General features: G+C 42.3%; 12 protein-coding genes. 2 read left to right on the plus strand and 10 right to left on the minus strand.

Going from position 1 to position 14,400, the window contains the following annotated elements; genetic code table 11:
• Window positions 1-7: 7 nt before the first annotated feature.
• From ACYVIL_RS09790 to ACYVIL_RS09800, 3 genes are read right to left on the minus strand one after another with little or no spacing between them, the layout of a single operon-like run.
• The gene (locus ACYVIL_RS09790; RefSeq protein WP_303474717.1) at window positions 8-985 is read right to left on the minus strand and encodes a COX15/CtaA family protein; all 978 of its coding nucleotides are present in this window, start codon (window positions 983-985) and stop codon (window positions 8-10) included.
• Between the two features lie 12 nt (window positions 986-997).
• Window positions 998-1,564 carry a hypothetical protein gene (locus ACYVIL_RS09795; protein ID WP_460312336.1) on the minus strand — a complete coding sequence of 189 codons (567 nt, stop codon included), beginning with the start codon at window positions 1,562-1,564 and terminating at the stop codon, window positions 998-1,000.
• Entirely contained in the window at window positions 1,557-2,279 is a 723-nt protein-coding gene (locus tag ACYVIL_RS09800) for an SURF1 family protein (RefSeq protein ID WP_460312337.1), read from the minus strand. Before ACYVIL_RS09800 ends, ACYVIL_RS09795 begins: the two co-directional genes overlap by 8 nt.
• A gap of 21 nt (window positions 2,280-2,300) precedes the next feature.
• Between ACYVIL_RS09800 and ACYVIL_RS09805 the strand changes: the two genes are divergently transcribed.
• The gene (locus ACYVIL_RS09805; RefSeq protein ID WP_303474714.1) at window positions 2,301-2,510 is read left to right on the plus strand and encodes a DUF2909 domain-containing protein; all 210 of its coding nucleotides are present in this window, start codon (window positions 2,301-2,303) and stop codon (window positions 2,508-2,510) included.
• A 25-nt stretch (window positions 2,511-2,535) separates the two neighbouring features.
• Here ACYVIL_RS09805 and ACYVIL_RS09810 read toward each other — a convergent pair whose 3' ends face one another.
• From ACYVIL_RS09810 to lexA, 5 genes are all read right to left on the minus strand, one after another.
• Entirely contained in the window at window positions 2,536-3,420 is an 885-nt protein-coding gene (locus ACYVIL_RS09810; RefSeq protein ID WP_303474713.1) for a cytochrome c oxidase subunit 3, read from the minus strand.
• A gap of 11 nt (window positions 3,421-3,431) precedes the next feature.
• A complete protein-coding gene (locus ACYVIL_RS09815) occupies window positions 3,432-4,001 on the minus strand; it encodes a cytochrome c oxidase assembly protein (protein WP_303474712.1) in 570 nt (189 codons plus the stop codon).
• A 12-nt stretch (window positions 4,002-4,013) separates the two neighbouring features.
• Window positions 4,014-5,603, minus strand: a complete 1,590-nt coding sequence (ctaD, locus tag ACYVIL_RS09820) for a cytochrome c oxidase subunit I (RefSeq protein WP_303474711.1) — start codon at window positions 5,601-5,603, stop codon at window positions 4,014-4,016.
• Window positions 5,604-5,614: 11 nt separating this feature from the next.
• Window positions 5,615-6,769 (minus strand): cytochrome c oxidase subunit II, encoded by a 1,155-nt coding sequence (coxB, locus tag ACYVIL_RS09825; protein ID WP_460312338.1) that lies wholly within the window; start codon window positions 6,767-6,769, stop codon window positions 5,615-5,617.
• A 484-nt stretch (window positions 6,770-7,253) separates the two neighbouring features.
• Window positions 7,254-7,877, minus strand: a complete 624-nt coding sequence (gene lexA / locus ACYVIL_RS09830) for a transcriptional repressor LexA (RefSeq protein WP_460312339.1) — start codon at window positions 7,875-7,877, stop codon at window positions 7,254-7,256.
• Between the two features lie 255 nt (window positions 7,878-8,132).
• Between lexA and plsB the strand changes: the two genes are divergently transcribed.
• Window positions 8,133-10,583, plus strand: coding sequence for a glycerol-3-phosphate 1-O-acyltransferase PlsB (plsB, locus tag ACYVIL_RS09835; RefSeq protein WP_460312340.1), 2,451 nt, complete (start codon window positions 8,133-8,135; stop codon window positions 10,581-10,583).
• Between the two features lie 127 nt (window positions 10,584-10,710).
• On the opposite strand, the gene ilvA is transcribed toward plsB, so the two are convergent.
• Window positions 10,711-12,252 carry a threonine ammonia-lyase, biosynthetic gene (gene ilvA / locus ACYVIL_RS09840; protein ID WP_460312341.1) on the minus strand — a complete coding sequence of 514 codons (1,542 nt, stop codon included), beginning with the start codon at window positions 12,250-12,252 and terminating at the stop codon, window positions 10,711-10,713.
• Window positions 12,253-14,100, minus strand: a complete 1,848-nt coding sequence (gene ilvD / locus ACYVIL_RS09845; RefSeq protein ID WP_303474707.1) for a dihydroxy-acid dehydratase — start codon at window positions 14,098-14,100, stop codon at window positions 12,253-12,255. It lies immediately after the preceding gene.
• Between the last annotated feature and the right edge of the window lie 300 nt (window positions 14,101-14,400).

Raw genomic sequence — 14,400 nt, forward strand, 5'->3', positions numbered from 1 at the left:
TGATCTCCTAAGTCTTTCTGTAAAGGGTGTAACAGAGTTTCACCATCACTAACAGTAAGCATGCCGCTACAGCATTGTGTAAAACAGCTACAGATAAAGGCAGACTGAACACTACATTGCTCACTCCAAGCATAACTTGTAACCCAAGAATCAAAACCAAACTGATAGATAAACTCTTTATTAATTGAGAGGATGCAACGGCGTATAAACGAATTGCTAACCAACATAAATATACAAATGTCACGATAGCACCCAATCTATGAGTAACATGCATCGTCATTCTTTCAGCCCAATCATGCACCCCAAATTCATAATTTTCTGCATGGGGAATACTATAAGCCCCCGCATAGTCCAATTGACTCACCCAATCACTTTCACAGAAAGGAAATTCGGTACAGGCTAAAGCGGCGTAATTTGCTGAAGTCCAGCCACCTAGGGCTATCTGACCGATTAAAATCAAAATTCCCAAGGCGCAGTATTTAGCAAACACTTTCATCTGTGAGTCACCACCAGGTATCCGATAGGGTGTTAATCTCAGATATAATAAATACAGACAAGACAACACCGCAAAACCACCTAGTAAATGCCCCATAACCACCAGCGGCATCAAGTTAAGTGTTACCGTCCACATTCCCAATGCTGCCTGGAAACAAACTAAACACAGTAAAAAAAACGGTAATTTAACTGGACTGTGAAATGATCGTTTAACTAAGCTAACGGCAAAGATAACTAAAATGAATAAACCCAAAGTACCTGCGGCGTAACGGTGGATCATTTCATTCCAAGCTTTATGCGCCTCAAAAGTGCGTTCTGGAAATGCATCCTGGGCGGCACTAATATGGGTATCACTAGCGGGTACACTCAAATGGCCGTAGCAGCCTGGCCAATCAGGACAACCTAATCCAGCATCGGTTAAACGAGTGTAAGCCCCCAACACTATTACCACTATTGCTAGCACCACTGAAGCCAGCACTAATTTTCTCATTGCAACCGTTCCTTACCCAATGCGAGACAGCTTTAATAACTTGCGTAAATCGGCCAAAATGTCGCGGCTCTGTTGAATCGCGTCTTCTTGTTGTTGTTTAATTGGATACTTTAAAATGACATTTCCTAGAGTATCAGCAATGAAAATACCATCTGCAGACTCATCTTTAAACAAATTATTTACATTTTGCTCATCAGTTTTTAACACCTTGATATTTGGATGACGTTGCATGTCGGTCAATTCGATTTGTTCGCTTTTTTGATGAGTCAAAACCAAAGGCTCAACCCGATCAGATTCTTTCCCTAAAGCGACCCAAATCTGGTTAAGGCTATAAAGTGCATTTTCACATCCTTGTCCACAATCCTGAGGCATAATAAACAGTAGTCGCCACAAAGGTTCTCGCTCAGCAACCACAGCACTCAAATCTAGTGGCGGTGTAATCAATTCACCTTTATTTGTTGCTCCTTTATTGAACCAATCGAAGGTTAATGCTAGGTAAGCAAGCACCACTGGAAGAACAAACACTATGAACATAATAATAAGTGTTTTCGATTTTTTGTTGTTAACAACTTCAGACATCTTTAGGTGCGTTCCTTTTTCGTAATGCGACAACATAAATAACAAAACAAGCCATTGCCAAAGCAAACCACTGTATTGCATAACCATAGTGTTTTTCAGGAGCCATAACTACGGGTACCCAATGGCGAGAAAAGCCAATGGGAAACGCCGGATCTAATTGCAAAACCATGGGTAATACCTCCGTCCCTAAAAACTTCGACATCAGGGTTAAATCGATACTTTGTACCAATACCGGCCAACTGTCGGTAATTCGTGCCGTTTCTGTCACCATTGGGTTAACGGTGGGAACCCAGCTTGTGCCGAACAACACTTGTTCATAAGTGGGTAGATCAAATTTAGGTAAATCATTGCGATACTGACCGCCTTTAACCCAACCTAAATTAGTAATTACAACACCAAACTCGGTGCGAACAGGAACTAAAACATGAAAACCTACCTGGCCATTTTCAATTCGGTTATCAAGTAAAAAGATCTTATTCACTAACATTCGACCTTTGAATTCTAATGGCAAGTCTCGCTTGTCCTGACGTTCTAAAATATCTTCAATATTCAGGGGGTTCGTTGCCTTTCTCAATTCAATTTGTTGAATGCGATCCGTTTTATAATGCCCACGCTGCAATTGCCATACGCCCAAAGAACACAAAATTGCTACTGCCAACAACACTAAAAATGTGGCAAAGTAAGGGTGTTTGGAACTATTCGATTTAGTGACCATAATTCTTAAGGAGTGATCGATTTGTTAGTTAAACTATTAGTTGGCGGCTTATTGCTTTTTATGCTCTACAATCTTTTTCGCGCCATGATAATAATGTTAAAAAACGACCCCAATCAACCTCCTATGAGTAAATTTATCGGCCGCCGGGTTATGACCTCCGCAATTATTGTGATTTTGTTATTGCTCGCTGTAGCAACGGGACTTATTACTCCCAATCCGCGTCCCTATTGAGGGACGCTTAGGTACCTCATTGTATTTACAGTATGTAGACAAAGAAAAATAGCATTACCCACACTACATCTACAAAGTGCCAATACCAGCTACCGGCCTGAAATGCGAAGTGATTATCTGGTGTAAAATGACCTTTGAGCACTCTGAAAAATAATACAATCAAAATGATTGTCCCCAAGGTAACATGCATTCCATGAAAGCCTGTTAATAAGAAGAATGTATTACCATAGACGCCTGATTGTAAGGTCAGATTCATTTCACGATAGGCGTGCACGTACTCTTCAACTTGCAAGGTTAGAAAGAAACAACCAAGTAAAATTGTCACACCCAAAAATGCAATCAACTTGCCGCGTTGTTGCTTCTCCAGCGCCACATGAGCAAAATGACAAGTAACTGAAGATATTAACAATATTATGGTGTTGTACAGAGGTAAGCCCATCCAACCCATTGCAGTTGTCTCAACACCACCAGGGGTTTTAGTTAATGGCCATACAGCTTCAAAATTAGGCCATAACACTTCAGCTGTCATGGCATTGTTGCCCGCCCCGTCTAGCCAAGGCATAGCAATCATTCGAGCATAAAACAGCGCGCCAAAAAATGCCGCAAAAAACATCACCTCAGAGAAAATAAACCACGCCATACCTTGGCGGTAAGAGCGACCTAATTGAGCGCTGTACTTGCCGGCCATAGATTCATGGATCTGATTTCTGAACCAACCGACTAACATAACTAACAAAGTGGCTATGCCGGCAAGAAGCGTCCAGCCACCATAGCCACTTTCACCTTTGGTTTGTTCCACGACAAAATTGCCTGCACCAAACGCAATCAGAAATAAAGCTATCGCTCCAACAATGGGCCAAGGGCTTTGGTCTGGAACATAATATTTTTCATAAACTTGTTGTTGTGCCATTTTTATTCCTTTTATCCTTGATTCATTGCAACGCCTTCGGCACTTGCCGTTACGTCATACAAGGTATACTGAAGGGTGAAAAATTTAATATCTTTTGGTAACTGTGGATCAACGTAAAACTTCATAGGCATAATCGCTTCTTCACCAGCAGCCAAAGGCTGATTATTAAAGCAAAAGCACTCTGTTTTATTCATATACAAAGCTGCCGTTCCTGGTGAAACAGAGGGAACGGCTTGTGCCACATAGTCTTTGTGAGTGTTATTTTTAACGTAAAAATCTACCTGATTCATTTCACCCGGATAGACTTCGACCTTGCGGGTTTGCGCTTTGAACTCCCAAGGCATACCCGTGTTTGTGCGGGTAATAAACTCAATGGTTATCATCCGAGAGTGATCAACTTCAATTGATTCATATATCGCTGCGGTATCACTGGTTTTGCCATTAATGCCAGTAACTTGGCAAAACACTTCGTATAGCGGAACCAATGCAAAAGCGAAACCAAACATGCCAATCACCACAGCCACCAGCTTTAAGACCAGTTTACCGTTGTTAGATTGGCTGTTGTTTGAACCCTCAGTCATGATGAATCACACTTACTTAATCACTGGCGGTGTATCGAAGGTATGATAAGGCGCTGGAGAAGGGATCTCCCACTCCAAACCTTCTGCACCTTCCCAGACTTGGTCAGACACAGGCTCACCGTGTTTACGACATGCTTTTATCAGCAAGGCAAGGAAGATCAGTTGAGACAGTCCGAATGCAAATCCACCCAAGCTTATCCATTTGTTAAAGTCAGCAAATTGCAAAGCGTAATCTGGAATACGACGAGGCATACCAGCTAAACCAACAAAATGCATTGGGAAAAATAGTACATTGACGGAAATCAGCGAGCACCAAAAATGCCATTTAGCCAAAGTCACATCGAACATTTTGCCAGTCCATTTGGGTAGCCAGTAATACACCGCTGCCATGATGGAAAATATAGCGCCTGTCACTAATACATAGTGGAAATGAGCCACTACAAAATAGGTATCGTGATATTGGAAGTCCACTGGTGTAATCGCCAGCATTAAGCCAGATAGCCCCCCAATGGTAAACAATACAATAAATGCCAAAGCAAATAGCATAGGCACTTCAAATGAGAGTGAGCCTCGCCACATGGTTGCTACCCAGTTGAAGACTTTGACTCCAGTGGGTACCGATATCAACATAGTGGCAAACATAAAGAATAGTTCAGCACCGACCGGCATTCCCGTAGTGAACATATGGTGAGCCCAAACGATGAATGACAGCAAAGCGATGGAGGTTGTGGCATATACCATAGAGGCATAACCAAATAATTTTTTCCTTGAGAACGTCGGCACTATAGCTGAAATGATGCCGAATGCAGGAAGGATCATGATATACACTTCTGGATGCCCGAAGAACCAAAATATATGCTGGAACATCACGGGATCACCACCGCCAGCAGCATTGAAGAAGCTCGTTCCGAAAAATTTATCGGTTAACACCATGGTCACTGCACCAGCTAGAACTGGCATAACAGCAATTAACAGAAACGCGGTAATTAGCCATGTCCACACAAATAGTGGCATTTTCATCCACGTCATCCCTGGTGCGCGCATATTGAAAATAGTCACTATCACGTTAATCGCCCCCATGATGGAAGAGATCCCCATAATATGCACCGAAAATACGAACAAGGCTGTGGTGTCATTACTGTAAGTTGTAGAAAGAGGTGCATAGAAGGTCCAACCGAATGCTGGACCACCGCCTTCCATAAACAACGACGCCAGTAGTATGGTAAATGCCATTGGCAATATCCAGAAACTCCAGTTATTCATTCTCGGTAATGCCATATCCGGCGCACCAATCATCATGGGTACCAGCCAATTTGCTAACCCAGTGAATGCAGGCATAACCGCACCAAATACCATGATTAGGCCGTGCACTGTAGTCATTTGATTGAAGAAGTTCGGATCAACTATCTGCAAACCCGGCTGAAATAATTCAGCACGTATTACCATGGCCATCGCGCCGCCAGTTAAAAACATGATGAACGCGAACCACAGATAAAGGGTTCCGATATCTTTATGGTTTGTCGTAAATAACCAACGCTTTATGCCACTAGGAGCATGATGGTGATGGTCGTCATGATCGAGTTCGGTTGTCGCTGTGCTCATAACTGCTCCCCTTATTGACCTGTCATTACGGCGTTAATATCTTTGGCTTGGACCATGTCGCCGGTATCGTTACCCCAAGCATTACGTTCATAAGTAATAACTGCAGCCAGTTCACTCATGGTTAATTGTTTTCCAAAGGCTTGCATGGCAGTCCCCGTTTTACCGTTTACAACGATATCGATGTGAGCCGCCATATCATTGAGAACCATGTCACTGCCGACCAAAGCGGGAAATACGCCGGGTAAACCTTGCCCATTTGGTTGGTGACAAGCAGCACATGCACGCATGTAAACCTGTTCACCATTGCTCATCAATTCTTCCATGCTCATATTCATGGCGAGCAATCGTTGCTCTTCTTCTTTTGCTTTGCGCTGCACTTCTTCTTGAGCGTTTATCCATTGTTCATATTCGGCAGGTTCTTTGGCGATAACAACAATGGGCATAAAGCCGTGATCTTTTCCACATAGCTCGGCACATTGACCGCGATACACACCTGGTTCAATGACGTTTGCCCAAGCTTCATTAATAAATCCAGGGTTTGCATCTTTTTTAACCGCAAAGTCAGGAACCCACCATGAATGAATGACGTCATCGGAGGTCACAAGAAAACGGACTTTTTTACCCGTTGGAATAACTAAAGGACGATCAACTTCCAGGAGGTAGTTGTGGCCTTTTTCAAATTTGTTATTGATCTGTTCTTGTTGAGTGGCCATCACGGAGTAATATTCAACATCGTTCTCCATGTATTTATAATGCCACTTCCATTGGGAACCCGTCACCAGAACAGTGACGTCTGAATTTTCAGGATCTTCCATTGCGATCAATGTTTTAGCTGCTGGAAATGCCATTACCACGAGAATAATGAAAGGGATTATTGTCCATGCAATTTCCACTTTGACACTTTCATGAAAATTAGCAGGTTGTGCGCCTCTGGATTTACGATGGAAAATCATACTCCAAAACATCACACCGAATACCAACACTGCAATTACGACACAAATGAAAAACATCAGCATATGCAAGTCATAAACTTGACCACTAATTTCTGTCGCGCCTTTGCGTAAATTTAATTGATACTGATCAGCAGTCGAAGTCGATTCTGCGGACACTGTAAATGCAATTAGACTGGTCAGTATTACCAATATGCTGGACCATATCTTTTTCACTCAACACCTCCTGATGATGTAAGCCTTTTCCAAAGGAGCAAAGCAGAGTAATAAACCGCAAAAGACTCTAACATGGTAAATGACTTGAAAGCTTAATGTTACACAACTGTAAAAACTAGTATAAGAATTACTCAACTAAAGTCTGACGTCTAGTGTTTTTTGTTAAAATTTTAATCAACCGGTTGATTTTCAATCAAAATAGAGGGAAAAGTTATCTTTTATATCAATTTGAAATAGATACACTGAATATGGAATTTGAACTGGTAATTTTTGTCTTTAAAACGAAAAATTCCTAACTGAAGCGGTTCCCAAGCTCCATGATATGAAATAAGTAAACGAAATTTTGTTGAGAAAAGTGAATTTATTGAAGGGGAGAAAATAGATAATTAACAATTTAAATTTTTTAAATAACCAAATACAAGTCATTAAAAAGGTGACTAGATAAGTCACCTTTTTGGAATTATTCAACTTTAGACAATTTGGTTTACATCCAATCAGCGTTACGAATAACCCCCACGGCAATACCTTCAATGTTGAAAGGTTGAGAGGCTAAATCCACTTTAATAGGATTAAAATCATCATTTTCAGCATGTAGGATGACTTCCCTTCCACGCTTTTCAAGACGCTTAACCGTAACGTCTTCATCTACTCTCGCCACAACAACCTGACCATTATGAACATCTGTAGTGCGATGAACAGCTAGCAAATCGCCATCCAAGATACCGATATCTTTCATACTCATGCCGCTAACTCGCAGCAAAAAGTCTGCGCTAGGTTTAAATAAGTCCGGATCAACTTTGTAGTGACACTCAACATGCTCTTCGGCCAAAATAGGTTCGCCCGCAGCCACACGCCCAATTAAAGGTAAACCGGCTTCTTCCAATTCATCTTCCAAAGGAACATTCAGTTTAATTCCTCTTGAGGTACCGGGAAGAATCTCAATGACACCTTTGCGGGCCAGTGCCTTAAGATGCTCTTCAGCCGCATTAGCCGATTTAAATCCCAATTGACGCGCAATTTCAGCACGCGTAGGCGGCATTCCCGTTGCTAGCATGGTTGTTTTTATTAATTCAAGAATTTCGCTTTGTCGTGGTGTTAGTGGACGCATAAACAGCCTGTTTTTCTATACAGTTTAACTGTTAGTATATACAGTTGCGAAGATAACACAAATTTTGTTTTTCATTTATTGCTGAATTATCAAAAACCTATTCAGCTAATTAGGGTGACTTTACATGCCGTAACAATATAAAATGGTTGTTCAACTTAATAGACGTTAGTCTGCGCATTTTAGTATGCAAACATGAATAGAGTTGTACTCTTCATGCTATGCTTTTAACGATTTCGAAACCTCAAGGTGTTAAATATGGATTGGCTGCATAATTTGCTGCTTTCGATTTTTGCTTTTCCCGTGAAATGGCTAGTTAAAGTCAATAGTATTCCCACTGACATTGAAACTGAGTTAGGAATAGATAAAAGCAAACCTATTGTATATTTGCTTAGAACCCACTCGATTACCGATCAACTTGCCCTAAAAATGTCTACCAAGAAGGTTGATTTGCCCAACCCGACCAAGAAAATCGTTATTGGCGGAGAAGAACACAGTGCCAGCGTTTTCCTAGAACAACCTCAATCCGTCATAGGTAGAACCATTAAAGGGACTAAAATTGCGGCAGATTTAACCCATCTATTTCAGCTCCACAAAGACAATACAGATCTAGATTTGCAAATCGTCCCAGTCACGGTTTTTTGGGGACGTGCTCCTGGCAGAAAATCTAACGGTTTAGCCGATCTCCTTGCAGACAAAGCATCGCCAAGTTGGTTACGAAAGTTTTTTATAGTGCTGTTTTTAGGCCGTGATAATTTTGTTTCTTATAGTAAAGCCGTATCTTCAAGGGATATGACCAAACTCCCTGGCACTGAAGCTGAAATCGCACACAAATTAATTCGCTTGGCAGGCACGCATTTTCACCGAAAAAGACAGGCATTTAACGGTCCAATGCTGTTAGAAAAGCAAGAATTATATAATTCAATTCTTGGTTCAGTGACGGTCATCAATGCCATCAATGAAGAGTCTAGACAAAAGAAAATACCTTTGTCCAAAGCCAAGGCCAATGCAAAATCTTACATCAACGAAATTGCCGCGGACTACCGTGAAGGGTTGATCCGTTTCGGCGATCGGGTGCTAACGCGGATCTGGAATAAAATATACGATGGAATCGAAGTAGGTCACGCGGATAAAGTCAGAAAGCTCGCTCAAAATGGTCATGAAATCATATACGTTCCCTGCCATCGCAGCCATATGGACTACTTACTGTTAACTTACGCAATTTATCACCAAGGCTTGGTTACTCCGCATATCGCTGCTGGAATTAATTTAAACTTTTGGCCTGTTGGCGGCATTTTCCGGCGCGGTGGCGCATTTTTCCTACGCCGCAGTTTTGCTGGTAACAAACTCTATATAAGCGTATTTCGTGAATACTTAGAACTGTTATTTAACAAAGGCTATTCCGTTAAATATTATGCTGAAGGCGGACGAAGCCGCACGGGACGACTGTTACCTCCGAAAACCGGAATGTTAGCAATGACCTTGCAGGCCATGATTAAAGGGGTAAATCGCCCAGTGAGCATAGTGCCTGTGTATATAGGTTATGAACACGTAATGGAAGTGGGCAGTTACCTTAGTGAGTTAAAAGGCAATACTAAGAAGAAAGAATCGATATTTGGTTTATTTTCTGTCGTCAGAAAGCTGAAAAACTATGGCCACGGATTTCTCAATTTTGGCGAACCTATCCAGCTTAATAATTTCCTCGATGAGCAGGTACCCGATTGGCGTGACGCACAAAACAGTGAAGTTGATAAAAAACCAAGTTGGCTCACTCCCACAGTAAATATCCTTGCCAACCAAGTCATGGTGCGAATTAATCAGACAGCGGCGATAAGTGGTATGTCATTGTGTGCATTGTGTTTACTTTCTGCTAAGAAAAACGCCATGGGGCAATTGGAATTAGAGCAGGCTGTTGATGATTATATTCATTTACTAAAATTATCGCCGTACAGTGAACTGGTGAGCCTGCCGGATAAGAATGGCCATGAAATTGTAGAACAAACCCTAAAACTGGGGAAAATGAATGTCTCGGAAGATAGCTTTGGCAAGATTATCTCTCTAGAACAACGTAATGCCGTAATGCTAACTTATTATCGCAATAATATTTTGCACTTGTTCGCCATCCCTGGGTTAATTGCCGCCATCGTGTTTGCCCACAATGGGTTAGGTAAAACCAAACTGCTTGATCTTATTATGCGCCTTTATCCGATGTTGCAGCGAGAGTGGTTTTTGTATATGTCGCCTGAACAAGCAAAAGAATATGTGGAAGGGCTAATTGATAGCATGTTAGAAATGGGCATGATTGTCACAATAGGGCGTAAATTAGCCCCCGCCGAGCCGACAGCGAATTCATTTTATTCATTATGGTTACTCAATCGTTGTATTCAAGAAACCTTGCAACGTTATGCCCTAGTATTGTCTTTGTTAGCAAAAGAAAAGAAAATGAGTCGCAGCGCTTTAGAACGGCAAAGTGCCAAGTTTGCAGAACGCTTAGCCGCTTTGCACGGTATCAGTTCGCCGGAGTTTTTCGATAAAAATGTATTGGCAAGCTTCGTGAATGCACTACGGGAAAATCAGCTTCTCGCGGACAGTGAAGATGGTCAATTGCAACATTCAGAAACAAGCGAGACCTTGCGCCAAGATATCATTGCATTAATCGCACCTGAAATTGCACAGCGTTTGGAAAAGCTCTACGCACTGCAAAACTAATCGCATAAGCAAAAATAAAAAGGCCTGAGTCCGATACAATATCGAAATCAGGCCTTGGTTACCCCTTAGCAATGAGCCCAACTAAATGGGGTCACTTCATTAAGGAGCCATTTGCATTTTTTGGCAACTATTTAGCTAAATCAGATAAAAAGAATTGATAAGCTGGATTGCTTGTTTGTTCGTCATATTGATAGCCAAGTTTATCTAGATGCTGATCGAAGTCGACTCTCCCTTGATCAGGTAAATCAAACCCAGCAAGCACTAAACCTTCGGCAGCACCATGATTCCGATAATGGAATAGCGTGATATTCCATGACTCACCAAGAGTATTTAAGAACTTCATCAAAGCTCCGGGGTATTCCGGAAACTCAAAGGAAAAGATGCGCTCATTGAGTAACGTAGGTGGACGTCCACCCACCATGTAACGCACATGCAGCTTAGCCATTTCATTTTCAGACAAATCAAAACACTGATAGCCGCTATCGGTGAGTAACTTCTCTAATTGATGATATTCTTCTCGTCCAAAGCGTAATTTTATACCAACAAAAATATGGGCTTCACCATCATTGGCATAGCGATAATTGAATTCAGTAATGGTTCTGCCACCTAGCAATTCGCAAAAGCGTTTAAATTCACCTTTCTGTTCAGGGATTTTAACGGCAAAAACCGCTTCTTTTTGCTCTCCTAGCTCACAGCGTTCAGATACGTATCGCAGGGTATGAAAATTGATATTCGCACCACATAAGATGCCACCAATTTTTTTGCCCGATAGAGTATGCTCACTAAGGTACTTTCGAATCCCGGCCACAGATAAAGCACCAGCAGGTTCCGCAATCACTCGAGTATCATCAAAAATGTCTTTGATAGCAGCGCAAATTTCATCGGTATTGACGGTAATAACATCATCAACATATTGCTGACATAAGCGAAACGGCTCGGTTCCAATCGTCTTCACTGCCACACCGTCAGCAAATATGCCCACCGACGCAAGTGGCACAGGCTCACCTGCTTGCAATGCAGCCTGTAAGCAGGCAGATTCATCAGATTCTACCGCAATGATTTTCAAATCCGGTCGTAACTGCTTAAGATAAACGCTGATACCAGCAGCCAAACCACCCCCACCAACAGCGATGAATAAGATATCTAAGTCAGGCAACTGCTCAAGCAGCTCTCTACCAATAGTGCCTTGGCCAACAATGACGTCTTCATCGTCAAAAGGGGCAACCATAGTGTAGCCATTAACTTCGGATAGACGCAGCGCTTCTGCTTTCGCCTCATCAAAGCTAGTGCCATGTAGCACAACGTGGGCATACTCACCACCAAAGCGCCTTACCGCATCCACTTTAATATCTGGGGTAGTTTCTGGCATCACTATTGTAGCTTGGATCTTTTTAATCTTAGCGGAATAAGCAACACCTTGGGCATGATTGCCTGCTGATGCGGCAACCACACCTGCCTGCAATTGCTGCTCAGATAAACATGCCAATTTATTATAGGCACCGCGCAGCTTGAAGGATTTCACCGGTTGCAGATCTTCGCGCTTTAAATAAATATCATTACCTAAAGCACTAGATAAACTGGTTAACCGATTGAGCTCGCTATTTACTGCCACATCATAAACCGGTGACAGTAAAATACGTTTCAAATACTCATTAGCAGATAAACTCATTTAGTCTTCCAATTTCGAAGCATCACGTACTCCGCCTTTATCGGCACTTGTGGCTAATAACGCATATGCTTTTAACGCCAGGGAAACCTTACGCTGACGCGTTGCTGGCTTCCAAGGTCTAGGACTATTATTCATGGCATCGCGGCGAGTTTGTAACTCAGCATCACTGATATCAATTCCAATTTTGCGACCGGGAATATCAATCAAAATGGTGTCGCCTTCTTCCACTAAGCCTATGCCACCGCCACTCGCAGCTTCTGGCGCACAGTGACCAATGGATAAACCAGAAGTACCACCTGAAAATCTTCCGTCAGTGATCAAGGCACACTCTTTACCTAAACCTTTGGCTTTTAGATAAGTGGTTGGGTACAGCATTTCTTGCATGCCCGGTCCGCCTTTAGGACCTTCGTAACGAATAATCACCACATCACCGGCAACAATCTGATCACCCAAAATAGCGGCGACAGCTTCATCTTGGCTTTCAAAAATACGCGCCCGCCCCGTAAATTTGTGGATAGACTCATCTACACCCGCAGTTTTTACAATACAACCATCTTCAGCAATGTTACCAAATAAGACAGCTAAGCCACCCTCTTCGCTAAATGCATTATCGATACTGCGTATACAACCATCGGTACGGTCAGTATCTGCTGTGGGCCAGCGACAATCTTGGCTGAAGGCTTTAGTCGTGCGGATCCCTGCAGGGCCGGCTTTATAAAATTCGATAGCTTTTTCGTTAGCTGGGTTGGTTATATCCCAATCCGCAATGACTTCGCCTATTGACTTACCCAACACATGAGGACAGTCGGCATGCAATAAACCCGCACGATTTATTTCCGCCAAAATGCCTAATACACCACCGGCACGGTGCACATCTTCCATGTGGTATTTAGGTGTAGAGGGCGCAACTTTACATAGATGCGGAACTTTACGAGATAAACGATCAATATCATCGAGGGTAAATGGAATCTCTCCTTCTACCGCTGCGGCTAATAAATGCAAAATGGTATTGGTTGAGCCGCCCATGGCGATATCCAGGCTCATGGCGTTCTCGAAAGCTTTAAAATTCGCGATATTGCGAGGTAAAACAGAAACGTCATCTTCTTTATAGTAACGACGGCAAAGCTCAACAATTTGTTTACCAGCTTGTTTGAACAATCCTTCACGATCCGCATGAGTTGCCAACATAGAACCATTACCAGGTAGCGATAAACCTAGAGCCTCAGTTAAGCAATTCATGGAGTTAGCGGTGAACATACCAGAACAAGAACCACATGTAGGACAAGCTGAACGTTCTACTTCTTGACTGTCGTCATCAGTCACGTTGTCATCAACGCCAGCCACCATAGCATCAACCAAATCAAGTTTGATGATTTGATCTGAAAGCTTGGTTTTACCCGCTTCCATGGGACCACCGGAAACAAAAATAACGGGAATATTCAAGCGCATCGACGCCATCAACATTCCCGGCGTGATTTTGTCACAATTAGAGATACACACAATGGCGTCTGCACAGTGGGCGTTCACCATATACTCCACTGAATCGGCAATGATTTCTCGTGAAGGCAAACTGTACAACATTCCGCTATGACCCATAGCAATACCATCATCAACCGCAATAGTATTGAACTCTTTAGCCACACCACCCGCTTCTTCGATACTGCGGGCAACCAATTGGCCCATATCTTTTAAATGTACGTGCCCAGGAACAAATTGAGTAAAAGAGTTAGACACTGCGATAATGGGCTTATGAAAATCGCCATCTTTCATGCCAGTGGCACGCCACAAAGCTCTGGCACCTGCCATATTGCGGCCTTGTGTGGTAGTGGATGAACGTAACTTTGGCATGGTAAAACCCTCTAAATTGAAATCATGTTTACGAAATTAATATGTTTTTGTTTCAGCCTTTAAAAACAAAAACCCCCGCGTTTTACTGCGAGGGTTTGGCAAATCTATAAATACACCTACCCTCGCTAGAGTTTCCCCCGCGCGTCAATAATCACAATCAACATTTGCTCGATAGTTGTATTAAATTTGGTATTCATATTAATAAGATCGTCACTGTTGTATAGAAATATCATGTAACCCCCCGCAGAATCAAGTTTTCAAAGGGCATATATTATTCTTTATACGCCATTTAATTTAATT

It is taken from the genome of Aliiglaciecola aliphaticivorans, assembly GCF_054782055.1.